The following is a 24,891-nucleotide window of genomic DNA, read 5'->3' as shown; positions in this document are numbered from 1 at the left end:
CTTACGCAATTTTGTTTCTGTCATTTTTGTTAACGTTGATGCCAAGTAATACTAAACTTAACGCATTTAAGTATGCGTTTATGCTGTTGAGTATTTTATCTATGGCTTTGATTGTTGGATTCCGCGATCTGTCTGCTGGCTCTGATACTATAAGCTATGCTCGTGCATTCGAAGAGCTATCGGGTCTTATTTCATTTGAATGGATTGAGATAAAAAATGCGTTTGTTACTAATAATATACATTTTGTAGATTTCCTTTTTGCTATTTTTACTTTTGCTATATCTAGAATTACCGATAGCTTTAATATATATCTATCTTTTTTGCTTGTTGTCTCACTTTTTATTCTGGCTAAGTCATATAAAAGAGTATTGCCGGAAGATTATTTTTTTTCGCTAGCGATTTTTTTCTGCTCCTTTACTTTTGTTTTTATTTTTGGAAACGCAGTTCGACAGTCTTTGTCTGTCAGTATCATCGCTCTAGCGCTTATTAAGCTCTTTTTAGATAGAGACTACAGAGCATATTTTTTTCTTGTTTTCATAGCAAGTCTTTTTCACATTTATGCTGTTTTGTTTTTTTCTGTGATAATTATTTTAAGACTAAAAAACGCATCAGTTTTTCTAATGCCTTTTTACTGTATGATTCTTTCTTTTATTATACCTAAATTAGGTGTTTTAATTTTTAACTTTTTAGGTTTGCCGATATTTTCGTCAAAGCTATCCGCATACTTTAATGAACCTGCGTCCCTTAGTTTTAACTTTATCTCTGGTGTTTTTTTTCTATCGGTTTCTTTTCTACTGTCAAATTTGTTTGATGATGCCAGAGTCAACATCATTTTTAAAATATACTCTGCAACTTGCTCAATTCAATTTCTTGCATTAGGTAGTGAAATAGCTTTTGCGAGGCTCGGTGGATACCGCTTTATTTGGGAGCCAGTTTTAGCTATTATTTTGATAGCAATAATTTGTGAGTCTAAGCTAAAGAGTACCATAGCAAAATATATATTTATGTGTGTGACATGTATATACTTTTACTGGGTTTCCAGTTCGGAAAGTGTAATGTATACTTTAGGCGTTTGATGATGAATTTTAATGAAAGTAGACCATTGGTTTCCGTATATATACCAACTCGTAATAGATCAGAACTGTGTAAACGAGCGGTCAATTCTGTATTAAGTCAAGACTATGAAAATTTTGAAGTTATTGTTGTTGATGATGCAAGTACTATCGACGATTATAACTCTTTGATAAAAGCTTTTGACGATAATCAATATGTTAGTATCTTCCGTATGGAAACTTCTCAGGGAGCTTGTTTTTGTCGTAATTTTGCTATAAGTAAGGCAAAAGGAAGTTTTATTACAGGATTAGATGATGATGACTATTTCGAACCTGATCGTATTAAAAAGTTTGTTGATTCATGGAACCCCAGTGATAGCTTTCTTTATACCGAATCAAAGATGTTACGTAGAGATGGATTAAAAATCACATCTAGGCCGCCGATGGTTGGTTTTTTCGACTTATTACCATCAAACTCTATTGGCAATCAAATCTTTAGTCGTAGATATAATTTTATTAAAGCAGGTTGTTTTGATACCCAGCTCCCAGCGTGGCAAGATTATGATTTGTGGCTTAGAATGACTTATTTGCTTGGGCCAGGACGTAAGATTAATGTAGTAAATTATGTGATGGATATATCCCATGAAGAGGATAGGATATCGAAAAAGATTGAAAGAATATCTTTTGCTAAAGACTATCTTATAAAAAAATACATTGATTTGGGATATGTGACAAGATCTCAGGCGTTTTATTTTCAGCACTCTTTCAATAACTATCCTGGTGTAAGTATTAAAGACATCAATTGGTTAAGCTATCTAAATAAAAGTTATTTTAAATTTGGTTCTAGATTAATGGCTAAAAAAATAGTTGAACTATTTGGCTATAAAATTTTTTCTTAGAGGTAGTCTTGATTATTCTAATAGGTCCAAAAAACAGTCCGATCACAGGGCAATCATTAGCTTTTTCTGTTTTGGTTGACAGTCTAGATGTTGACTCTAAAGTTATATTTTATCCGGTTTTTTTTCGTTCTAAATTAGTCCTGGCTTTTTCTACATTATTTTTTTTAATTCGATGCCTGGCTATTTTTTTAAAAAATAGCTCTAGAGTGAGCACTGTCTATATTACAACAAGTAGGACTCATTTTGGGTTTCTTCGTGATTTTGTAGTAGTATACTTATCTAAAGCTTTGGGGTTTAAAGTTGTTAATCACCTTCACGGTTCCGACTTTTTGGAGTTTCACAAAAACGCTACTCCTCGCAAAAGGAAATACATCGATTATTTATATAACTTAATTGATACGTCTATTGTATTATTGCCTAATATGAAAGAGCAGTATTCAATGTATCCTAATATGGAAATAAAAGTAGTGTCTAATGGATGTACGCTTCCGAAAAATGTTTATGAATTCGAAGAAAAGAATAAGTTAGAGATACTCTACCTTTCAAATATTATGTATTCTAAAGGTATTGTGCACTTGATTGAAGCTGTAGCAAAGTTGAATGCTAATGGGAAAAAATTTAAGTTATTAGTGGCTGGTAAGATTTTGGGAGATGAATATCTTTCTCAACAGGAGATGTCCGACAAGTTTTATCATTTATTGGATAATTACGGGTTTATAGAATATCTGGGAGTTGTGAAAGGAGATAATAAAGAGAATCTTTATAATCGCTCAATGTTTTTTGCACTACCTACGTTTTACAAGACAGAGGCTCAACCACTTTCGATTATCGAATCAATGATGCACGGAAACGTAGTTATCTCTACAGTCCACAAATATATGCCTGATTTTCTCTCTGAAAAAAATGGTGCATTGGTTGATGTCATGAATGAAGATCAGATTGCTTCATCAATCGCATCACTCGTAGAGGATAATGATAGATTGCATAAAATTTACGAGCATAATTTGGAATACTCAAACTCTAATTTCTCTTCTAAAACGTATGTTGAAGAGATTGCTAAAGTACTTAGGTGAAAACAATGAAAGTAGCTTTTATTACAGGTATCACAGGTCAAGACGGTTCTTATTTGGCTGAATTTTTGGTGGAAAAAGGATATGAAGTTCATGGCCTAGTCCGTCGCGCTTCATCGTTCAATACAGAGCGCATCGATGCTGCGATTGCTGAATCTAACCACATCCATTTGCACTACGGTGATCTAACAGATTCATCAAATTTGATTCGCTTAGTGAAAGAAATTCAGCCTGACGAGATCTATAATCTGGGTGCCATGTCCCACGTCGCGGTGTCGTTTGAGTCGCCTGAGTATGCAGCGGATGTCGACGCCATGGGTACCATTCGTTTGTTGGAAGCTATCCGCATCAATGGTTTAGAAAAGAAAACCCGTTTCTACCAAGCGTCTACCTCTGAGCTGTATGGTGAAGTGCAAGAAATTCCTCAACGAGAAACTACGCCATTCCATCCTCGCTCGCCTTACGCAGTGGCAAAAATGTATGCATATTGGATCACGGTTAATTATCGTGAATCTTATGGTATGTATGCTTGCAACGGCATTTTGTTTAATCACGAGTCCCCTCGTCGTGGTGAAACATTTGTAACCCGTAAGATTACACGCACCTTAGCTAATATCTCTCAAGGGTTAGAGTCGTGCTTACATCTTGGCAATATGGATGCATTACGCGATTGGGGTCATGCAAAAGACTATGTGCGCATGCAGTGGATGATGCTACAGCAAGAAGTTGCCGATGATTTTGTTATTGCCACCGGCAAGCAAATTTCGGTACGAGAATTTGTTCGAATGTCTGCTAAAGAGGCGGGGATCGAACTTGCATTCTCTGGTGAAGGTGTTGACGAAATTGCGACAGTTGTATCAGTCGATGAGCATAAAGCACCAGCGGTGAAGGTGGGTGACGTCGTTGTTCGTGTTAATCCTAAATTTTTCCGTCCTGCTGAGGTCGAAACGCTCTTGGGAGATCCAAGCAAAGCGAAAGCGAAGTTAGGTTGGGTACCAGAGATTACTGTTGAGGAGATGTGTGCGGAGATGGTTGCGGCTGATATAGCAAAAGCGAAACAGCATGCGCTGCTAAAATCACACGGCTTTGATGTCGCCATTTCTAAAGAAAACTAAGAACGGGTGATTGTTGTGAAAACACGTATTTTTGTCGCAGGACATAACGGAATGGTAGGGTCTGCTATCGTTCGTCAGCTGATGAAGCGCGATAATGTTGAAGTGATTACGCGCTCGCGCCAGGAACTAAATCTCCTTGACCAAGCCGCCGTCAATGCTTTTTTTGCGACTGCGAATATTGACCAAGTCTACCTCGCTGCTGCAAAAGTAGGTGGCATCCATGCGAATAACACTTACCCTGCTGACTTTATTTATGAAAACCTAATGATGGAGTGCAATATTATTCATGCTGCACACCAACATGACGTTCAGCATTTGTTGTTTCTAGGGTCATCCTGTATTTATCCCAAGTTAGCAACTCAGCCTATGAAAGAAAATGCGTTGCTAACTGACACGCTTGAGGCGACGAATGAGCCTTATGCGATAGCGAAAATTGCGGGTATCAAACTGTGCGAGTCGTACAACCGTCAGCATGGCCGCGACTATCGTAGTGTGATGCCGACCAATTTATATGGAGAAAATGATAACTTTCACCCCGAAAATTCTCACGTAATCCCTGCACTAATGCGACGTTTTCACGAGGCGAAACTCAACGGTGACGCTGAAGTTGTTGTGTGGGGAACGGGTAAGCCTATGCGAGAGTTTTTGCATGTAGACGATATGGCTGCTGCCTCTGTACATGTGATGGAACTTGACGCTAAAACGTATCAAGCTAACACAGAGCCTATGCTATCGCATATTAATGTTGGTACTGGCGTTGATTGCACCATTCGTGAAATGGCAGAGACCATGGCTAAGGTTGTCGGTTATGAAGGGAAGCTTGTGTTTGACAGCTCTAAGCCAGATGGTACACCCCGTAAACTTATGGATGTGTCCCGGTTAGCCGCGCTAGGTTGGCGTTATCGTATTGGTTTAGAACAAGGCTTGGCAAGTACCTATCAGTGGTTCCTTGATAATCAAGACAATTTCCGGCAATAACAAGCGAGAAATTTATGCAACGATTGGAGCATAATTTATTTAAAACCATCGTTGCCGCTACGCCGCTAATATCTATGGATCTGATCATCCGTAATGCGAATGATCAGATCTTGCTTGGTTTGCGAGCCAATCGACCAGCACAAGGATCTTGGTTTGTACCCGGCGGCCGAATAGGCAAAGATGAAACATTCGAACAAGCATTCTCTAGGTTAACACGTGAAGAATTAGGGCTGACGCTTGCGTTAAGTGAAGCAACATTTCTCGGGCCGTATCAGCACTTTTATACTGATAACTTTTCAGGCAATGACTTTTCAACTCATTACGTTGTGCTTGGATATCAACTATTCTTAGATATTGATCTTACGACGCTTCCGAATGAACAGCATCAACACTACCAGTGGTGGAGTGAGGAAGCATTGCTTAGCTCTGATGATGTGCACGCCAATACCAAAGCGTATTTCTCTGAAAAATATAAATAAAATTAGGTAAGTAATATGTTATTACCTGTCATTATGGCTGGTGGCTCTGGAAGCCGATTATGGCCACTATCACGAAGCTTATACCCTAAACAGTTTATCCGCTTAACCAGTGATAAAAGCATGCTGCAAGAAACGGTTGCGCGTTTAACGGGTATAGAGCATCAGGCCCCGTTATTTATATGTAACGAGGATCATCGGTTTATTGTGGCCGAACAACTCAGAGAGACGAAGCAAGCGCATACGGGAATATTGCTAGAGCCGGTTGGGCGTAATACGGCTCCAGCCATCACGCTCGCGGCATTACAAGCTCGCCATCAAGGCGATGATCCCTTATTGCTCGTTCTCGCAGCTGATCACGTTATTGAAGATGAACGAGCATTTCAGCGAGCCGTTCTTGAAGCGCAGCATATTGCTGAAGAGGGAAAGTTGGTGACGTTTGGTATTGTTCCAAATGCACCTGAGACGGGCTATGGCTACATCAAAAAAGGTAAAGCTTATTCTGCCACGAGTTTCCACGTTAATGAATTTGTGGAAAAACCCTCCCTCAAAACCGCGCAACACTATGTACAAACAGGTGAGTATTGTTGGAACAGTGGAATGTTTATGTTTAAGGCATCCCGCTTTCTTGAGGAACTCAAAGTACATCGACCTGATATTCTCGAAGCCTGTCATCAAGCGATCGAACATGCTAAGCCAGATCTCGACTTTATACGCATTAACGAAGCGATTTTCCAAGACTGTCCTGCAGAGTCGATTGACTACGCGGTAATGGAGAATACGCAAGATGCGGTAATGGTTCCCATGGATGCTGGTTGGAGTGATGTAGGCTCATTTAGCGCGCTCTGGGAAATATCGAAACGTGACGAGGCAGGAAATGCGCTTGTAGGTGATGTGCTGACAGCGTCCGCAAACAATAACTACATCTATTCCCAAGACAAACTCGTGTCAGCCGTCGGCGTTGATGATCTTGTTATTGTTGAAACGAAAGATGCCGTTCTTGTTGCTAATCGCCATAAAGTTCAGGACGTAAAAAACATTGTTAGCCAGCTCAAACAATTAGATCGTACTGAATATCAACAGCATCGCGAGGTCTACCGCCCTTGGGGTTCACACGACGAAATCGCTGCGGGTGAAAGGTATCATGTTAAGCATCTGAAAATTAAGCCTGGTGAGCGAACAGCGTTGCAACAACACCATCATCGTGCCGAACATTGGGTGGTCGTTCAGGGCACTGCGAAGGTCACCAATGGTGATAAAAGTTACCTCGTTGCTGAAAACGCATCAACATTCATACCGGTTGGTGCCCCTCATCGGATAGAGAACCCTGGTAAAATTGATTTGCATTTAATTGAAGTCCGTTCTGGGTGCTATCTAAATGAAGACGATGTGGTTCGGTTAGAAGAATATGGTGTAGGCTATTAATGAAAGTCACTATTATAACGGCAACCTTTAATAGCGAGAATACTATTAAAGATACGCTGGCCTCATTAGATAGCCAAGACTATCCAGATATAGAGTATATTGTTATTGATGGGGGGTCGACAGATAATACAGTCCAGCTTGTAAAGAATCAGTCTAAGCGTCTTACAAAAATTGTTAGTGAACCAGATCAAGGCATATATGATGCATTGAACAAAGGGATCGCTCTTGCAACGGGCGATATTATCGGCTTTCTACATTCAGACGATATCTTAGCATATCCTACAGCAATATCAGACGTGATCACACAGTTTTTAAGACATGATGCTGACGCAGTGTATGCTGATTTAGATTATGTTGAGACAGATAACGTTGCTCGTGTAGTAAGACGCTGGCGGTCTGGTGAGTATAAACGAGCAAAGTTAACGAAAGGCTGGATGCCACCGCATCCTACATTTTATATGAAGCGCTCGTTATATCGAACTTATGGTGGGTTTGATCTTAGCTATCGAATCGCGGCCGATTATGAGTCGATGTTAAGATACTTATTTGTCAACCATGTTAAAGCCGTCTATTTACCGAAGGTTACAATTAAAATGCGGCTTGGCGGTATTAGCAATCGTAGTTTAAAGAGTGTGTTAAAGAAGACTCAGGAAGATATAAAAGCACTCAAGGCGAATCGTATCGTATGGCCTTTCGCTCTAATATGGAAAAATATTTCTAAAATCCCACAATTCTTTTGAGAAACTTATGTTGTTATCCAATAGTGTAATTGCTAACTCTAACATTCAATTCGGTACCAGCGGTGCGCGCGGGTTAGCTACTGACTTTAGCAATAATGTGTGTGCTGCGTTTACTGTGGCGTTTGTGGCAAGCTTGGAAAATAAAACACCGATAAAGCAAGTGGCGCTGGCGATTGATAATCGTCCAAGTAGTCCAGATATGGCCCGAGCTTGTGCCGCTGCCTTGCTGCAACAGGGTATTGAACCTGTTTATTACGGAGTAGTGCCGACGCCCGCGCTGGCTTATGTTGCGATGCAACAGGGGGTTCCCGCTATTATGATCACTGGTAGCCATATTCCTTTTGATCGCAATGGTTTAAAGTTTTACCGCCCCGATGGTGAAATTACAAAAGCAGACGAAAAAGCGATTTTAGAAGCTGATGTGGCTTTTTCCTCAGTGGACGAACTACCTGTGTTGTCTGTAAATGAAACTGCTGCTAAACAGTATATTGAACGCTATACCAGCTTGTTTTCAGACTCAGTTTTACAAGGTAAACGCGTTGGTATTTATGAGCACTCCAGTGCCGGCCGTGATTTGTATCGAGCAATTTTTGAGGCTTGCGGGGCAGAAGTGGTAGCGTTGGGCCGCAGTGATGAGTTTGTCCCAATTGATACTGAAGCTGTTTCTGATGAAGATAAGGCTAAAGCTGTTGAGTGGTCAAAAAGTTATCATTTGGACTTTATTTTCTCGACAGATGGTGATGGTGATAGGCCACTGCTTGCTGACGAGCAGGGTACATGGCTACGAGGTGATACCTTATGTGCATTGTGTGCGCAAGATTTAGGTATTGAAGCTATTGCGATGCCTGTTAGCTGTAATACCATGATCGATGGCTTGGCTGGATTCACGCACGTAGCGCGAACAAAAATTGGCTCGCCATACGTGATTGAAGCTATTAATGCACTCAATCAGAGTGGTGCTGCGGTAGCAGGCTTTGAAGCGAATGGTGGATTTCTGCTTGGTAGTGATATGCAGATCAATGGGCAAACGCTCAAGGCATTGCCAACACGGGATGCTGTATTGCCGGCGATTATGGTTATGGCAAGTACGGTTGGTCAGTTAGAGAATCGTGTTGCGGCATTACCTACCCGTTATACAGCCAGTGATAGATTAAAAGAGGTGGATAAATCTATCAGCCAAGTATTGATCAAAGAGGGGATTGAATCACCGCAATCACTTTTGGCTAAGCTTGATATAGCAAGCTCGGCTGTCGCCCATGTTGATACAACCGATGGATTGCGTCTTACGTTAAGTAACGATGATATTGTTCACCTACGACCATCAGGTAATGCACCGGAATTACGGTGTTATGCGGAAAGTGACAGTGCTGACAAGGCGCAGATGCTTGTTACAACAGTACTAGAAGCGATATATCGAAGCTTGCTCGTTTCTTAAACCGTTATTGTTATTAGGGTGGGAATTTCCACCCTTTTTCTTTCCGCTTTCCGCTTTCCGCTTTCCCTTTATATAAATACCTCTCGACTATACCTTTCTGCCTTAGGTTGACGCTTTTATTTCATTGGGTCTCACGTACCTGCATTCTTAAAAAAGGAAGCAGCACCAGTCCGATGGTCACTGCGCATAGCGCTATGGCGATAAAAAAGCCTTGCCACGAAAAAGCTCCAATAATCAGTGCTAACGGATAGCCAGCGGCAGCTGCACCCAAGTAGGCAAAAATCCCGACAAAGCCTGTTGATGCGCCAGCCGCTTGTTTGTGCGAGCATTCGGCTGCCGCCATCCCAATAAGCATTTGCGGACCAAACACAAAAAAGCCGACGCAAAATAGCAACAGCGCGTGAATGACGATATCGCTAAACGGAAATAACCAGAATGCTGCTACGGAGAGAAATATACCAGTAGCAAATAGAATACACATAGGCCCTCTGTTTCCGGCAAAGACTCGGTCAGAGCCCCAGCCTGCGACAAGTGAACCGAGTATTCCACCCACTTCGAACATGGCTAAAGCGATATTGGCTTGAATCAAGCTGTAGTGGTGTTGTTGCGTAAGGTAGATATTACCCCAATCGTAAATTGCGGTGCGGACGATATACACCATTATATAGCTCACGGCGAGTAGCCATAAATAACGGTTTTTAAGCACGTACCGATAAAAAATGGTGCGATAAGTGAAGGAAGGGCTGTCCTTCTCGTGAAACAGTTCGAGCTTATCTTTGCGCCACTCACCAACACTCGGTAACCCGAGTGACTTAGGCTTATCGCGCAGATAAAAAAGCAATAGCAGCCCAATGACTATCGCCATGACGCCGGGTAAGGCAAACCCTGCTTGCCAGTTCACATGGAGGACCAAATACGCGACAAGCACCGGCACAACAGCACCGCCAACATTGTGAGCGGTATTCCAAATAGCCCACCATACGCCTCGCTCGTTGCGCGAGTACCAGCTGGTGGTTTGCACATGCTGGCCATCCCCATCCTTGAAACCAAGCATTTGCCACCCACAATGTGGTTAACGCTGCCACACTCTGCATCTGACTAAAGATAAGGCTAATTACGCCTGTTAATATCAGCCCGATACTCATGAAAAAACGAGAATTCGTTTGGTCAGCAACCATGCCTGACACAAACTTCGAGACGCCGTAAGTCAACGAAAATAGCGTGCCCATAAGGCCGATATGGGCTACATCAATCTCTAGGTTGGCAATAAGCGCTGGTGAGGCAGCACTGAGTGTCTTGCGGGTTAAATAGAATCCTGCATAGCCCAGATACATACCTACCATAATATGGCGGCGCCAATAGGTATAGAGTGAGTCGTGGTATGTCTGTATTGTCATACTATTCATAGGTTACGGAATGTGTGGCAATGATACGGCAAGGTGAGTTCCGCTCGGTGTCGATTGAATATTACAAGCACCGCCCATGGCAACCACACGCTCACGGATCCCTTTTAGACCAAAGCCGTTAACCGCATCTCGTGGTTCAAAGCCGCAACCATCGTCAGTGACTTGCAACTGAGAGATTCGATCGAGTGTTATGGTGACTTCGACACGTTTGGCATTAGCGTGCTTGTGGATATTGTTTAATGCCTCTTGGCAAATACGATACACAGTGACGCGCACAGTATCACTGACAGGGTGGTGTGTGATTGTAAGGTCGACCTCAACGTCTTTAGCAGCAAATCCCATTTCATGAATGAGTTGCGCGATAGCATCATCAAAACCCACGTCATCTAAAACGGTAGGTCGCAACTGTGATAGGAGTGTTTTGGTGGATTGATAGATGTTCATCGACATATCGTCAATGACTTGAAGGTAAGGCATGTAAGTTTTAGCACCATCGAGCCGTTTAATGATGCTTGCGTGGGTTTTGATGGCCGTGATGTTTTGACCCACTTCATCATGCAACTCACGTGCAATATGGCGGCGGATTTTTTCTTCGGTACTGACGAGTTGGCGCGATAAATACTGGTTTTTGTTTAGCTGTTGTTGCAGATCTTGAGTGAGATTTTGCTGACGTTGAACCGCAAGCCCCAAGCCAATGCCGGTGACGGTTTGTACTGAAAGGGATAACAATAATTCTATTGTTTGCGCGGTTGCATCGCCACCTACATGCGCTGAAATTAAGGCTAAGCTATTAAATAACGTCGCAAGAAATGCGCCTTGCCAGCCATATTTGAGTGCGAACAGAATAATAGGAATCGTTAAACAAAATGGGGCAAAACGGTTAAGTGCCGGCGGTAATTGAGTTTGAATCAATAAGTTAAGAATAAACGCTGTGGTGCAAATTAGGCCGTTTCGCCAATGAAAATGTATCGGCGCGTCTGCAATACGCGCAGAAATGACGCCCCACGGCTTTGAGAATAAGTAAAATTTTATTAAATAACAGCATGGTAGAGCAATGAGCATTGCTGTTAATGGTGCGAGCAGTAACAGTGTTTTATCGTCTGTTAAACTGTACCCTACAGTGATAATGGCGGCACTATGGATAATCGTGGCAACACTTGCGAGTGACAAAAACGACCAGTGACGCGGAGTGGTATAGACGATCAGCTGATGGCAGATTGGCCAAGAAAGTACACTCAGCAACCACAAGTGGAACGTACTTTGAGCCGGAAGGTAGCGATAGAGTGTTATTAATGCGAGCCACTCGGCTAAGTATGTTGCGGCCCAATAAATACGACGGCTATTCAGAATAAGCCCAAGACGGAGCGCAAAAGGAAAAAACACGACCGCAAGTGTATCTGATGGCAGTAAAAAACGACCGATCACCCATAGGCTTATCCAAGCACAAAAGACAAAGCATAGAATGCCGAGCGTGTTGATAGCCCAAGTCATCGTTGTTCTGTTCATACATCCTGCTGGAGTATTTTCGCTAAACATACGTTATTGTCGACTGCGAGTTTTTCCATCGCGTTAGCACGGTGAACATGTACAGTTTTCGGGCTAATCCCTAGTTCTTCAGCAATGTGTTTGGTGGTATATCCCTTGGCTATTAAGGTAGCGACTTGTTGTTCGCGACGTGTGAGGCTCGAGAGTGGGTTAGACATCGCTTTTTCGGGTGAGGCCAGCTGTAAGGCGATCTCTTTGGTGACAAAAAAGCCGCCATGTGCGACGGTTTTCACCGCTTGAATAAGTTCATCTGGATGGCAGTTTTTACTTAAATATCCTTTCGCGCCTAACTGTAGCGCTCTTTCTATCATGCTCGCTGAGTCATGTACGCTTAGCATTAGCGCGTTGATGCTAGAGGGGAGTTGCTCGAGCAGGTGCAGGCCGCTTTCTTCAGGCATGGAGATATCCATGATACAAACGTGTACCGGTAAGCCGGGAAGCTGGTGATGTGCTTCTTTTGCCGAGCCAAATTCACCGATCACGGTAATATCAGGTTCAATGTTTAACAGTTGAGCAAAACCGGACCGTACGATTCGATGATCGTCAATCAGTACAACGTTGATCATAGTTTGCCTGCAAAAAGCAGTACATTAGCGCCAGTATGACGCTAATGCAATGTGGTATATCAATAGATAGCTATCTAGCCTTGAGAGGCTCTCATCATGAGTAGCTAGAGTTGAGCATTTAGCTTCATGGCTTTTTTCTTTTTGCGGATTTTATGCTCTTCAGCAATCGCCACCATCGCGAGTAGACCCAAGCAGATGAGTGCTGACGCATCGAGTGCAGCAAAGGTGCCTTTCCATCCTGTCAGTCCAAAAATCGGCGTACCGTCGGCTACCATCCCTAATCCCAGTTTCGCAAAGCTATCGCCAATCAAATAAGCAAAGGTACCTTTTACGCCATCAGCGACACTGATCGCCTTTTTCGGTACAAAGCCTACGGCGGCAACGCCGATCAATAGCTGTGGGCCAAATACCAAAAATCCGAGTGCAAACAGTGCCGATAAGTACATAAATTCACTTGTCGCGTACTGATAGAACTCTAGGGTCATCACAATCAGCCCCAGTGAGACACACGCCACAAGTGCTCGGCGCCCGTTAGCAAGATCAGAGAGATAGCCCCACATCAGCGTACCGACCAACGCTCCGACTTCAAACATGGTAAAGCCAGAAATAGCGGTTTCTTTCGAAAAGCCAAGCTCTTGATAGGCATAAACGGTCGACCATTGGTCAATACCAATACGTACGATGTATAAGAAAATATTGGCAAAACAAAGTAGCCAGATCACCTTATTTTTCAAGACATACTTGAGGAACATCTCCTTCTTGGTCATCTTGGTCTCTTCGGCTTCTCGGTCCTCATCACTGATTGGTTCTTCGAAAAGCTCCTCGACAGGACCGAGTCCATAGGCTTCCGGTGAGTCACTGCCATATCGCATCCCTATGGCACCAACGATAATCGCGATAACTGCAGGGAAGACAAACATGCCAATGACATGACCGTCGAAAAAGACGTTAGCGCCAAATAAAGCGACACCCGCAGCACCTGCACCGCCGACATTATGCGACATATTCCAGAGTCCAAGGTATGAACCACGCTTATTGCTCGGTGTCCATTTTGTAATGGTTGAGTAGCTTGATGGCCCGCCTGTGCTCTGGAAGAAGCCACTAAGAGAGTAAAAGGCCACCATTAAAAAGAGGCTGATGCTTCCGCCCCCCAAGCTCAAACTGAAGCCAAGCATACAAAGACCAGATAGGATCAGCATAAACGGGAGGAACTGCTTTGTATTCTTGCCGTCGGCGTAGTAGGAAACGACCGTTTTACCAATGCCGTAGGTGACGGAAAACCCTAGGCCTATCATACCCAACTCGGTCATGGAGAGACCGTATTGATTGATCATGTCGTTCTGGGCAACATTAAAGTTTTTGCGCACCAGGTACATGGTTAGGTAGCCAATAAACACCACTAGGTAGGATTGTAAGAAAGGCTTTAGCCACATTTTTCTGCGCTGTTCGACAGGCAAATCTAATGTGGGCTTTCTGACTTGGTCGAGAAAGTTCAACATAAGTACGCTCGTTAAGTAAGTAAATAAGACGCTAGGCAGTATACGGCGATAGAAAGCCGTGCTCTTGAGAAGACGGCTTAGTTGAACTAGGAAAAACTCTTAGTTTTTATTGAGTGAGTTGTAAATCGTGAAAGGCATCACAGGGAGTTTGTGGCTACGTACGTTAAGTGGGTTGCCAACTGCCAACTGCCAACTGCCAACTGCCAACTGGATACTGAGCTTGCAGGCCCCAATCGCAACCTTGATCCTCATGGGGCATACTCATCCAGTTTTATTGGCCAGCGACCGAGTTTCAGCGCGTTAGTTTACGCGCTGGTGGTATTACTGACCCTAACTGCATCTCCGTCACAATGCAGTGTGTAGACTTGGGTGCACGCGGGAATAAAAATTGACTCACCTTTTTGAATGGTGAGTTCGTGGTCGCCGTGAACCACTGTGAGCGGTGCGTTGACGGCAAACAAAATTTCAGCGCTTTGCATATTGCACTGCACATGCTGTGCTTGGCTGTATCGAACAATATTAAAGTCAGGCACTGTCACTGGATAATATTCACCCTGTTCAGTCGGTTGAGCGGTAAGTTTTATCTGTGTCTCAGCGATAGGCGAGAAGCTTGTACATGCAACTAACTCGTTGACGTCAATATGCTTTGGCGTCAGTCCAGCGCGTAACACATTATCGGAATTAGCCATCACTTCTAAACCTACGCCATGGATATACGCATGGGGAGTGCGTGCGTGTAAAAACATAGCTTCGCCGGGGTTTAGCGTCACGACGTTGAGCAGTAGCGGCGCGAACAAACCAATATCGCCCGGATACTGTTTTGCCAAGCGTGCAATAGTACTAAACGGTGCAACAGTTTCGTTCTCAGTCGCCGTTGTCATTAAGGCGTCAAGGGCTGCCATTTTTTCTTTTTGTTTGAGAGCAAGGAGTTGACCGAAGGCGTGCTCAAGAGACGTTGCTGTTGGTGCGTCGATAAAGGACTTGAATAAGGCGTTTAGGGTGTCGTTATTGATTGTCTGGATATGGTCGATAATGACGGGATAGTCGCGGAATCCATTCATTGCTTCAAAGCTCGTAAGCGCATAGATCAACTCAGGCTTGTGGTTCGCATCTTTGTAGTTGCGATGCGCGGCAGAGAGTGGAATACCTTGTTGGTTTTCTTTGTGGAAGCCAAGTTCAGCTTCTTGTTTGCTCGGATGCACTTGAATAGATAGCGCAGTCTCGGCTGCGAGCACTTTAAATAAAAATGGCAACTCACCAAACTGCGCGAAGGTTGCTTCGGACAGAGCTGCTTGTGGGAATGCTGAAATTGTATCATGGAGTGATTGCCATGCGTCGCCGACTTTGATTTCGGAACTGGCTTTAGGATGAGCGCCCATCCAAACTTCCGCTTGTGGTTGCTGGGTTGGATTTGGAATACCAAACAGTGCTGTTAGTGCCGTTTGGCTACCCCATTGATACGTTTGGATTGGGTTACGCATTAGATAAAAAGGCTGAGAACAAAATAGGTTGTTCATGAGATGATGACCTTTGGAAAAGAAAAGCGGCCTCTTGGGAGAGGCCGGAAGATGAAAATATAAACCAAGTATTTATATCATGTTTAGGCGGCTGATTGCAGCCACTGGGCTTTTCGGGCTTTTTTTAGGCTGACACAAACAAGCGCAGTGACAACCGCACCCACTACCATACAAATTAATGCAATGAATGGCTTGTTCATTGCGCCCAGCAATGCAACCACGGGACCTCCGTGTGCAACACTGTTGGTGACACCAAAACTAAAGGCCATGACTGCTGCAACCATAGAGCCGATCATATTGGCTGGAATGACAGCAATAGGATCTTGAGCGGCAAAGGGAATTGCCCCCTCTGAAATACCAACCAATCCCATTGCGCCTGCGGCTTTGCCTGCCTCGTGCTCTGTCGCTTCAAAAATATTAAGCTTGCGGCCTAACACGGTCGCCAAGCTCATCCCAAGAGGAGCAACTGGAATGGCGCAGGCCATGGCTCCCATAAACTGAGTTTGACCACTGGCAATCATTCCAACCGAGAACAGGAACGCAACTTTGTTGAAAGGGCCGCCCATATCAAAACCGGCCATGCCACCGAGCACAATACCTAGCAAGATATAATTACCGGTACTCATCGCTGTTAGCATGGCAGTGAGAGAGTCCATTAGACTTGCGATAGGGGCGCCAATTACAAAGATAAATAATGAAGCAATAAATAGCGTGCCTGTAATAGGGGCAATCATAATGGGCACGAGTGGTTGGAGAAATTTATGGTAATTGATTCCGCTAACCCATTTAACAAAGTAACCGACCAGTAGACCGGCAATAATAGCGCCAATAAAACCTGTGCCGGCTTCCGCGCCGTAAAAGCTGCCAGTGTTCGCTATCCATCCGCCAATTAATCCCGGAGCTAAAGCTGGTCGGTCGGCAATGGCATATGCGATGTAGCCAGCAAGGACAGGAATCATTAGTTGGAAAGCAATCACACCGACATCAAGCACTTGTTGCCATGCGCTCCCCTCTGGAATAGCCATACCGGCTTCGGTAGGTTTACCACCAATGGCAAGGGAAAGCGCAATTAACAGCCCACCAGTGACCACAAAAGGAATCATATGCGAGACGCCGTTCATCAAATAACGATATAGATTACTCCGCCAGTTTTGTGACCCTGAGGACGATGAACTTGTTGCTGCGCTCTGCGTAGACTCACCGGTGGTCTGATAAGGCGCGGCATTTAGCGCTCGGTTAATTAAGCCTTTGCCATCTCGAATAGCCTCTTTAACACCGACTTCGATAACAGGTTTGCCTTTAAAGCGAGTCATATCGGTTTGTTTGTCACAGGCAACAACGATGGCATCAGCACGCTGAATTTCCTCTTGAGTTGGGGTGTTTTTTACACCGATAGAACCATTGGTTTCGACTTTAATATCAAAGCCTAACTCATGAGCGGCTTTCTCTAGCGCTTCCGCTGCAAGATAGGTGTGCGCGACGCCTGCCGGGCAGCCAGTGACGCCAATAATCAATCCCTTTGTGGGACCATTGTGGTCGGTCCGCTGGCTCGGCTTGGTTAAGAGCGCCATAACGTCACATGGAGTATTCGCGGCGAGTAGTGCTTGAGTGAAGCCGGGCTCGATTAACTTGGAAGATAAGGATGCGAGCACTTCAATATGATGGTCTCCGCCATTTGTAGGAGACGCTATCATGAAAAAGATGTGTGATAAGCCGCCATCTTCGGCACCATAATCAATACCTGCACGACTAATCCCAATGACAACACCAGGTGCGATAACCGCATCACTTTTTGCATGGGGGAGGGCGATGCCATCCTCAAAGCCTGTGTTCCCCAATGCTTCGCGGGCATTTACATCGTCGACAAACGCTGCTTTATCTTTAACTCTGCCATTGTCAACAAGGGCTTGACTGAGTTCATTAAATACATCTTGCTTGCTGGTGGCATTAAGGTTGAGGAGTATTAATCGCTCGTTAATCAGTTCAGCTATCATGGTGGGCTCCTGCCAATTCGTTTTGAACACAGTGATTAGTTTGCGCCTACCAGTAGGTGGAAAATAGTGCAAAGAAATAGCATTTACTGGATGATTGTGACCAACCCTTTTTAGTGTGATCTTGCTCATTAGTCGAGAGGTGACATGAAAGAGGTATAATGGCGGTATTGGTGATACGCGGGGCGCGCGCGCCCTCACATTAGCCTAAAACATCAGATAGGGGTATCGATGAAAGCCACAACACCGACAAGTTTTTCTAACTTACTTGCATTGCTAAAGTCTCCGGACGAGATCTTTGGTTGTGTGGTTTTCGCGAATGATTGGCAAGCCCCTGAACCATTTAGTTATCAAGTTAACTTCCCGCGTTTAGAAATTGTGGTCTCTGGTGAGTATACAAATACTATTTCGACACCTGAGGGAATTCAAACACATACGTTGACTGGCGGTGACGCCTTGTATGTCGCACCTAACTGTTGGAATAAGCCTGATTGGCTGCATTCTTGCTCGGTACTTAGTTTGCTTTATGGTCGCCGGCAACTGGGCTTTAGCTTGGTGAATAAACGTAGCAATGTGGCAGGATTTTACGGTGTACAAAAGTTTTCTGTCCCCATGCGGGCGGGCTTTGCCGTCGATAATATTCTCGAAGCGCTCAATGCACTGGCAAAAGAGCCAAATAAAGCGTTTACCGATGAGTACTTAATCAAGGCTTTATTAGCCTATACCCACCAACTCGTTGATAGGCCTATACTTACTGCACACTCTCGCGGTGAAGATCTCTATCAAGGGATCTGTATTTATATTCAAGAGCATTATCAGCAAGCACTATCCCGTAACGAAATTGCGTCTCACTTTCATATTAGCCCTAGTCATCTGTCGCGCTTGTTTAAACAGTATGGCCATATGACCCTTGCAGATTACATTGTATGGGTACGCATCGATCGAGCTAAGTTTATGTTGATGCGGTATGAGTTTCGTTTAGTTGATGTTGCATGCCGATGTGGATTTAATGATGTGAACTATTTCTGTAGAGTATTCAAGGCGAGAACAGGAAAAACCCCTTCTGAATATCGAAGGTTGAGCCATCAATCTTGATCTAACACAGCGCCGAGTAGAGTCAACTGGGTGGGTGCATCATCGCAGTGTGTTAACCATTGTCGGAATGCTGATGACGACAAATGACGAGACAGCTGGCTAATGGCACGTAATGTTTCTCGCTCACTCTGACTCGGCAGCGCGATCGCAATACAGAGTACAACGGATTTGTCGTTCGACCATATAATCGGCTGCTGACAGCGAGTCAGCACGATGGTGGGATAGACAATACTAGTGTCAATAATGTGAGGTAATGCTATATGATCATCAATATAGGTGGACGACTGCGCTTCTCTTCTCTGAAAAGCGGCGCAAGTTTGCTCTAAAATATTTGCCGGCGCGACAAGGTTAGCTATTTCCCTTAAGAGAGTGTCGTATTGTGTAGATTGAGCCTGAAGGCTCTTTAGCTGTATGGTTGAGTTAGCGACGTTGAATGGCGGTACCGACTGGCGGCTTGCTGAAGCAGCAAAAGCGGATGTGCTAAGCAAGTGCCAATGCTTACTGGTGTATTCTGCAAGCACCAAGCACATTAACTCTGCGTCATCACCTTCAATCAAGAGTAAGCAGACATCGTTAGGGCGTGTGCCAGTAGCGAGTATCGACAAGGTCTCAGTACAGGAAACCTCACGGCCTTTACGAATATTGACAAAAGTGCTGTGGCTTTTAAAGAGTGAGCATAGCCTTGCTAACTCCCTAGCTTGCCAGCTCACTATACCTTGTTCTGGGGAACAAAAGCAGACAAAGGCGCCTGTCATTGGGGAAGTTGCGTTTTTAGCGCCGTTTCGGCGTCCGTAAGGACGTCCTCCATGGCAAGATAAATGATCGTTGAGTTACTGAATCGTTCTGCTTTTTCAAGCGCGATATCAGAGACGACCACTACGCAGTCTGCTTGCAAGATCTCGTCAAGCGATAGCGTGTTTTCAATGCCCATCGCACCTTGCGTTTCCACTTTAATATCGATACCTAAGCTTTCAGCTGCTTTCTCCAGTTGTTCTGCAGCCATATAAGTATGAGCAATGCCGGTCGGGCAGGCAGTGATTGCGACGATTCTCATCATTTATATCGTATATAAAAAGATAACGTTAACCATTAAGCGCATGTTCTGGCTTATCTTGTTTGCGAAATGCGCGGATAAATGTGGTAATGCGCCACACGTAGCTTAGCAGAGTCGCATAGAGAATAAAGCAGAGAATAAAGCTTGCAAACATGATGCTTTCACTGATTTCAGCTAACTCGCCATAAATGCCGAAACCTGCGAAAAGTGCAGCAAAGCCACAAATAACTAGCAAAGTTTGTTTCGAGCTTAAACCTAAGCGTTGGAAAATATGGTGTAGATGTTCGCGATCTGGCTTAAAGGGCGAGTGGCCGCGACGTATACGACGGATCATAATCGCTGCCATATCCATGAGCGGAATCGCGATGAGCCACAAGCAGGTGACAGGACGAATCGAGGCCTGTTGACCGGTTTGGCTTGAGAGTAGCAAAAACCAGACGATGGTAAAGCCAATCACCATGCTACCTGCATCACCCATAAACACTTTACGTTTGCGGCCAAGTAGGCCCAGGTTAAATAGAATATAGGGTGTCATCGCGACAATAATGGCGATAGATAGATAAGCCAGATCGTAATGGTTGACGGTGGTCATCATAAAGGCGATACCCGCAAATGTGACAATAGAAAGACCACCCAGCAAACCGTCAATACCGTCTACCATATTAAAGGCATTAATAGCACCAATCACGGCAAATACGGTGATAATATAGCCAGCAATTCCTAAGTTTATATTGCCTGTGCCTAATATATTGCCAATCGTGCTTAATTCAATATTCCCGACCACTATCATGGCAATAGAGAGCAAGGCCTGTACAAAAAAGCGAATTTTATAACTAATATCAAATTTGTCGTCTAGGGCGCCAATAATAACAAGAACAAGTATACTGAGACTGTATAAATCTGTATGCGGAATTAGGTCGGCATTATCCCAAAGGAAATATAATAATGAGATGCAGATAGAAATGCCGCCTACCAATGGAACCGCGCCTGAATGTAGCTTACGGGCGTTGGGCTTATCGACGAGTCCCACAATCCTAGCGAACCTACGCATTAAAAAAAGCACACACGTTGACAACACGAAGAGTGTTATCAAGTCCGTTGCAGAAAAATACACAGTGTCTCTCCTTTATAGTTTGTGGCGCGATGTTACACCAGTCTGTGATATTAATAAAGCTGGGCAGTGTGCATGGTATTTTTTTGACCAACATTTGACAAAAAAATCACCAATTGATGGCAGTGCCTTCGCTGATATAAATGAGAGCGATGTATTTGTCTCAAAAATAAAACACTAATGATGTTGTTAATAATAAAAAAGCCCGCATAAAGCGGGCGGTTTTATTATTGAATAGGGCGAGTGCTCCAAGGCGATCGGGCATCTGTCATATCATAAAGCGAATATTTTTTGCCCAGTTTTTGTCCGCCATCGCGTTGTAGCGGCAGCCAAGAAATGGTTGCACGGCTGGTGTTGGGTTTAACAGACAATAAGTCGAACGGAATCGAGATGTAAAAGCCTTTGGTAAAGCTACCTTCGCCAAACTCTTCGGCAGAGAGATCGGTTTTGGTTGCAAATACGCCAGCAATGATCCCGCTATCAAACTGTTTGGAGGCATCAATCGTGACACCAATATCATCGGTGAGGTAGCGCCCCGCACTTATTTTCGCCATAGTGCCTTCAAACAGGCCAAGTGGCTCTCGCCAATATAAGGTCGCATGGCCGGTCGTAGTGCCGGTTTGAACGCGGTAATAGCGTTGGTCTTCGTCACTGTACTGGCGCTCTTGGCTGAACAAGCCAAATACGGAGCTTGGATCACGCTGTTTTACATAGTTAATGTCTACCCCTAGCGCAAAGTCACTGTTGTAAGGACGATAAAGCACTTCGCCACCCACACCAGCAAACATATCTTCAAGGTAGCCGCCGTACGCTTGGGTATACCAATTGGCGCCAAACTTATCAAAGTAGGTGAGCTGTAAATTGGTGATGCGGTAGCGCTCATCAATGTACTGGCGGGTGAGTGTGCGGACTCGTTTTAAGTCTGTACCATCGGGCGGCACGGTGTAATTGAACTTGTCATAGTTATCGAACAGGTTGGCGTACACCTCGCCAGAGGCGACGATGTGATCGTTCATAAACCATTCCGCGGTTCCGAGTACCCCGACAGCATAAAGATAAAAGTCTTCCGCCCCACCAATCGATTGGCGCAGTTTAGGCGCAAGGCCGGCGCGGAAATTATCATCGGCATGGCCCATCAACGCACCTTGTGGTGAGCGTGCAGCGATAGTTCCAGTGGCATCCTTGATGTCGGCGCCGACGTAATCGTAGCTCGCGATTTGCGCGTAACGGTCGGCATCAATGATGGTTTCTGTCATGGGTTGGCGATTTTTGGTTTCAATCAGCTTATAGCGCGTGGCATCAATGCCGGTATTCGCCAGTAAGCGCGCCGCACGATTATGGGCTTCACTGCGTTCTCGGTACTTATTTTGCTCGCCAGCGACGGTAATTTGTTCACCATCGTAATAAACGCGATTGTCGGTGTAACCGGCATTTTTCGCGAGCTGCTCACTTAACTGCTGCCATTCGGCCTCGCTTAACTCACGGGTTGTCGCGTTTGGGTTGTAAGTTGCTATCGGGTCGTCAAGCCAAAAAGGATCCGCTTCACTGAAGTTATTCACCAGCGTTAGTCCTGCGGTGAACGTATTCCCACGTTCATAGCTAAGGCGCATATCGGCCCACGGCGCAAGCTGATAGACCAAGCCTACATTCCATGGCGAGTCGGCTGGCAGTGATACGCCTTCTCTTGAGGTTGGAAAATCTGAGCGATAGTCATTGCCATCGTATTCAAGCTTGAGCGACAGGGGGGCAAAAGGAGTTTGATATTCTACCCCGCCAAACAGTGCCACACAGCCTGTAAACATACGATCAAGGTCGACGTTGCCGCCAGTCCCCGTATAACCGGTATTACGGTCGCAATCGTTGCCAAGGGTTTTATCGCCGCGTAGGTTGGCACGGTTGCCTAAATATCCCCAACCCACTCCCAGGGTAAAGTCAAAGGGGCCGGCGCGTTTGGAGCTTACGATGTATTCGCCGTCAAATAAGCCTGTACCGCCTAAGTCGCGCACCCCAACTGCCAGTTCAGGCAGCCAGTAGCTTTCGTTCAGCAAAGTGAGCTTGGCATCGATACTTTTATCGGTATAGCTGTTGTCGTCGCTAAAGTCGGGGTTGGGGCTATACAGCACATCGTGCACTTGGGTATAGCGAATAGTCGTTTCTAGCCAAGGAAACAGTTGCAGTGACGCATGATAGTGCAAGTAATCTTCGTTGTAGGTGGTGCCTAGGCTAAACCCCCCTTCGGGCGCGGTACGAGCCGAGGGCATTTGCATTAAGCCAACACCGCCAAAGTCTGTTTGTGAATACGAAAGACTTGGATACGAAAAACTGTCTGCATGCGCGGAATATGCACAGATCAATGCGGCTGCTAGAGCAGAATGGGTAAATACAGCGGTTTTCATTCTGGAAGCCTGTTACTGAGATAGTCGAGAACAAGTTGATTGGCATCAACCGTGTCAGGATAGGACGCCAGTCCTTTTACTGGCAGGGGCAGGTAGACCACCGCACCCGGCGCAATATCTTGGTGTGATGCATTCCAATATGCGATAGCGTGTTTTTCAATCGCGCCATCAGGCTGTACCACCCAAGCGTAAGATTTGCCCAGTGTATTGGCATTGGCGTGATCGAGATAATCAGCCGCACCTTGTCGCACTTTCCAAGGGTATTGACCGGGAGCCGCGACGTTACCCAATACCCATACATGATCAGGACGCCGAGGAAAGACGAGTCGCCACTGGCCATCTAAACGTGGATTTTTACTGATGTCGACGCGCGTGAGATCAGGGTCGAGTGAGACTTTGGCACGACGCTCCACGGTAAATGTTTTCAGCGTGCGGACCAGTTGTCGCCAGCGTTGCTGTGGCTGGCCGGTTTGGATGATCACTTGGTTCTCAGCGGCAGCCATCGCTGTTAGTGCGAGGCGGCTAGGTAGGGTAATGTCGTACAAGCCCGCGCCGGGCCAGTAAACATCAGCGATGTTGGTTTGAGTGCGTTTGAGCGCTTCCATCACCGCATCGCTGAGTCGTGGCGGCGTGTCGTAGTCGATGGTCTGATCGCCAACGGTGATTTGATGTTGCAGCGGGGCAGGCTGTGCGATCGCCTGTGGTGACAATATCAACCCGACGGCCATACTGCTCAAGAGCACGAGATTAAAAAAACACCGTATGATGGGGTGAGACGAGGTTTTAAAAAAGTCTGTTGTCATTGACTGATTCGTCATTTTATTGCGCCCCCTGATACGCTTTTAGGAAGCTGATGCTTATCGCGTCCATATTGGGAGCGGGGTACTGAATGGTTTTGAGCACTTTTCCTGAGGTTGGCGCAAGCCAATACTGATTGGTGTAAGTGTGATTCAGTGCGGAGATAGTGACGGTTTCTTCAAAGAAAACAGCGTCACGCATGATGCCATTAATGGCCACTTGGTCCGCGCCTTTGTTTTCAAAGGTACTGGATGCGTCGTAGCCGAAATGATAACCGGGGACAAAGTCGATGCGAAATTGCCAGTTAGCAGGCGTCGTCGGGTTAAGCAGACCGAGCGCGAGTGGGTCGGGCGTGTCACTGTCGAGCTTGGCTAAATTGGTCCCAGGAAGTTTTAATGTTTTAACAATACGACCAGAGACAGTTTCAATCACCTCGCTGTCGGCAGACATCCATTTTAACGCGGTTTGGTTGTGCGAGAAGGGCTCAGCGTAGGCTAAGACCAAAAAACCGCGTGGGCCATCTCCTAAGCGTGCATAGATACTGGCATAGGGCAAGGCTTGGATCTCTTCTTGGCTGTATTGCGCGTCTGGGAAGCCTTTGTATAGCAGGCTATAAGTGTCGGCTAAGTTGCTGGCTTGCTGTGTACAGCCGCTAAGCGTGAGAAAAAGTAACGTGGAGAAAAAAAGCTTGAAGTGTGTCATGTGGGTAGATACGTCGAGGTT

At 45.1% G+C, this 24,891-nt stretch carries 22 protein-coding genes and 1 pseudogene; 10 read left to right on the top strand and 13 right to left on the bottom strand.

Going from position 1 to position 24,891, the window contains the following annotated elements; genetic code table 11:
* Positions 1 to 80 precede the first annotated feature (80 nt).
* The 9 genes from N7E60_RS09460 to N7E60_RS09420 are packed head-to-tail and all read left to right on the top strand — an operon-like array spanning position 81 to position 9,190.
* Positions 81 to 1,076 carry an EpsG family protein gene (locus N7E60_RS09460; protein WP_269597313.1) on the top strand — a complete coding sequence of 332 codons (996 nt, stop codon included), beginning with the start codon at positions 81 to 83 and terminating at the stop codon, positions 1,074 to 1,076.
* On the top strand, positions 1,076 to 1,951 hold the full coding sequence (locus N7E60_RS09455) for a glycosyltransferase (RefSeq protein WP_269597312.1): 876 nt from the start codon (positions 1,076 to 1,078) through the stop codon (positions 1,949 to 1,951). The genes N7E60_RS09460 and N7E60_RS09455 overlap by 1 nt, the downstream gene beginning before the upstream one ends.
* Before the next feature lie 8 nt (positions 1,952 to 1,959).
* A complete protein-coding gene (locus N7E60_RS09450; RefSeq protein ID WP_269597311.1) occupies positions 1,960 to 3,024 on the top strand; it encodes a glycosyltransferase family 4 protein in 1,065 nt (354 codons plus the stop codon).
* A gap of 5 nt (positions 3,025 to 3,029) precedes the next feature.
* A complete protein-coding gene (gene gmd / locus N7E60_RS09445) occupies positions 3,030 to 4,136 on the top strand; it encodes a GDP-mannose 4,6-dehydratase (protein WP_269598572.1) in 1,107 nt (368 codons plus the stop codon).
* A gap of 15 nt (positions 4,137 to 4,151) precedes the next feature.
* Complete coding sequence (gene fcl / locus N7E60_RS09440; protein ID WP_269597310.1) at positions 4,152 to 5,114, top strand: GDP-L-fucose synthase; 963 nt, start codon at positions 4,152 to 4,154, stop codon at positions 5,112 to 5,114.
* A gap of 14 nt (positions 5,115 to 5,128) precedes the next feature.
* The gene (locus N7E60_RS09435; RefSeq protein ID WP_269597309.1) at positions 5,129 to 5,593 is read left to right on the top strand and encodes a GDP-mannose mannosyl hydrolase; all 465 of its coding nucleotides are present in this window, start codon (positions 5,129 to 5,131) and stop codon (positions 5,591 to 5,593) included.
* Between the two features lie 15 nt (positions 5,594 to 5,608).
* On the top strand, positions 5,609 to 7,015 hold the full coding sequence (locus tag N7E60_RS09430) for a mannose-1-phosphate guanylyltransferase/mannose-6-phosphate isomerase (protein WP_269597307.1): 1,407 nt from the start codon (positions 5,609 to 5,611) through the stop codon (positions 7,013 to 7,015).
* Positions 7,015 to 7,755: a glycosyltransferase family 2 protein gene (locus N7E60_RS09425; protein WP_269597306.1), complete on the top strand. Its 741-nt coding sequence runs from the start codon at positions 7,015 to 7,017 to the stop codon at positions 7,753 to 7,755. The genes N7E60_RS09430 and N7E60_RS09425 overlap by 1 nt, the downstream gene beginning before the upstream one ends.
* 7 nt (positions 7,756 to 7,762) lie before the next feature.
* Entirely contained in the window at positions 7,763 to 9,190 is a 1,428-nt protein-coding gene (locus N7E60_RS09420) for a phosphomannomutase (protein WP_269597305.1), read from the top strand.
* Between the two features lie 121 nt (positions 9,191 to 9,311).
* Here the strand turns inward: N7E60_RS09420 and uhpC are convergent.
* The 7 genes and pseudogenes from uhpC to N7E60_RS09385 form a co-directional block, all read right to left on the bottom strand.
* Positions 9,312 to 10,596, bottom strand: a pseudogene (uhpC, locus tag N7E60_RS09415) (MFS transporter family glucose-6-phosphate receptor UhpC).
* Positions 10,597 to 10,599: 3 nt separating this feature from the next.
* On the bottom strand, positions 10,600 to 12,102 hold the full coding sequence (gene uhpB / locus N7E60_RS09410; protein WP_269597304.1) for a signal transduction histidine-protein kinase/phosphatase UhpB: 1,503 nt from the start codon (positions 12,100 to 12,102) through the stop codon (positions 10,600 to 10,602).
* Entirely contained in the window at positions 12,099 to 12,707 is a 609-nt protein-coding gene (uhpA, locus tag N7E60_RS09405) for a transcriptional regulator UhpA (protein ID WP_269597303.1), read from the bottom strand. The genes uhpB and uhpA overlap by 4 nt, the downstream gene beginning before the upstream one ends.
* Positions 12,708 to 12,811: 104 nt before the next feature.
* Positions 12,812 to 14,206, bottom strand: coding sequence for a hexose-6-phosphate:phosphate antiporter (gene uhpT, locus N7E60_RS09400; protein ID WP_077641238.1), 1,395 nt, complete (start codon positions 14,204 to 14,206; stop codon positions 12,812 to 12,814).
* A 99-nt stretch (positions 14,207 to 14,305) separates the two neighbouring features.
* Entirely contained in the window at positions 14,306 to 14,458 is a 153-nt protein-coding gene (locus tag N7E60_RS09395; RefSeq protein ID WP_269597302.1) for a hypothetical protein, read from the bottom strand.
* Positions 14,459 to 14,511: 53 nt separating this feature from the next.
* Complete coding sequence (gene manA, locus N7E60_RS09390; protein ID WP_269597301.1) at positions 14,512 to 15,723, bottom strand: mannose-6-phosphate isomerase, class I; 1,212 nt, start codon at positions 15,721 to 15,723, stop codon at positions 14,512 to 14,514.
* 83 nt (positions 15,724 to 15,806) lie between these two features.
* Positions 15,807 to 17,717 carry a PTS fructose transporter subunit IIABC gene (locus tag N7E60_RS09385; protein ID WP_269597300.1) on the bottom strand — a complete coding sequence of 637 codons (1,911 nt, stop codon included), beginning with the start codon at positions 17,715 to 17,717 and terminating at the stop codon, positions 15,807 to 15,809.
* 228 nt (positions 17,718 to 17,945) lie between these two features.
* Between N7E60_RS09385 and N7E60_RS09380 the strand changes: the two genes are divergently transcribed.
* Positions 17,946 to 18,809 (top strand): AraC family transcriptional regulator, encoded by an 864-nt coding sequence (locus N7E60_RS09380; protein ID WP_077641237.1) that lies wholly within the window; start codon positions 17,946 to 17,948, stop codon positions 18,807 to 18,809.
* On the opposite strand, the gene N7E60_RS09375 is transcribed toward N7E60_RS09380, so the two are convergent.
* The 6 genes from N7E60_RS09375 to N7E60_RS09350 form a co-directional block, all read right to left on the bottom strand.
* Positions 18,800 to 19,519, bottom strand: coding sequence for a PTS sugar transporter subunit IIA (locus tag N7E60_RS09375; protein ID WP_269597299.1), 720 nt, complete (start codon positions 19,517 to 19,519; stop codon positions 18,800 to 18,802). The two genes, N7E60_RS09380 and N7E60_RS09375, sit on opposite strands and share 10 nt — an antisense overlap.
* A 41-nt stretch (positions 19,520 to 19,560) precedes the next feature.
* Positions 19,561 to 19,863 carry a PTS fructose transporter subunit IIB gene (locus N7E60_RS09370; RefSeq protein ID WP_269598571.1) on the bottom strand — a complete coding sequence of 101 codons (303 nt, stop codon included), beginning with the start codon at positions 19,861 to 19,863 and terminating at the stop codon, positions 19,561 to 19,563.
* Between the two features lie 28 nt (positions 19,864 to 19,891).
* Positions 19,892 to 20,914: a UDP-N-acetylglucosamine--undecaprenyl-phosphate N-acetylglucosaminephosphotransferase gene (gene wecA / locus N7E60_RS09365; protein WP_244323489.1), complete on the bottom strand. Its 1,023-nt coding sequence runs from the start codon at positions 20,912 to 20,914 to the stop codon at positions 19,892 to 19,894.
* Positions 20,915 to 21,201: 287 nt separating this feature from the next.
* Positions 21,202 to 23,370 carry a YjbH domain-containing protein gene (locus N7E60_RS09360; RefSeq protein WP_269597298.1) on the bottom strand — a complete coding sequence of 723 codons (2,169 nt, stop codon included), beginning with the start codon at positions 23,368 to 23,370 and terminating at the stop codon, positions 21,202 to 21,204.
* Entirely contained in the window at positions 23,367 to 24,098 is a 732-nt protein-coding gene (locus N7E60_RS09355) for a capsule biosynthesis GfcC family protein (RefSeq protein ID WP_269597297.1), read from the bottom strand. Before N7E60_RS09355 ends, N7E60_RS09360 begins: the two co-directional genes overlap by 4 nt.
* A gap of 91 nt (positions 24,099 to 24,189) precedes the next feature.
* Positions 24,190 to 24,870: a YjbF family lipoprotein gene (locus tag N7E60_RS09350; RefSeq protein WP_269597296.1), complete on the bottom strand. Its 681-nt coding sequence runs from the start codon at positions 24,868 to 24,870 to the stop codon at positions 24,190 to 24,192.
* Positions 24,871 to 24,891: the final 21 nt, after the last annotated feature.

This window comes from Salinivibrio proteolyticus, assembly GCF_027286365.1.
Taxonomy (GTDB): domain Bacteria; phylum Pseudomonadota; class Gammaproteobacteria; order Enterobacterales; family Vibrionaceae; genus Salinivibrio; species Salinivibrio proteolyticus.
This window is presented reverse-complemented; position numbering and strand designations above follow the sequence as displayed.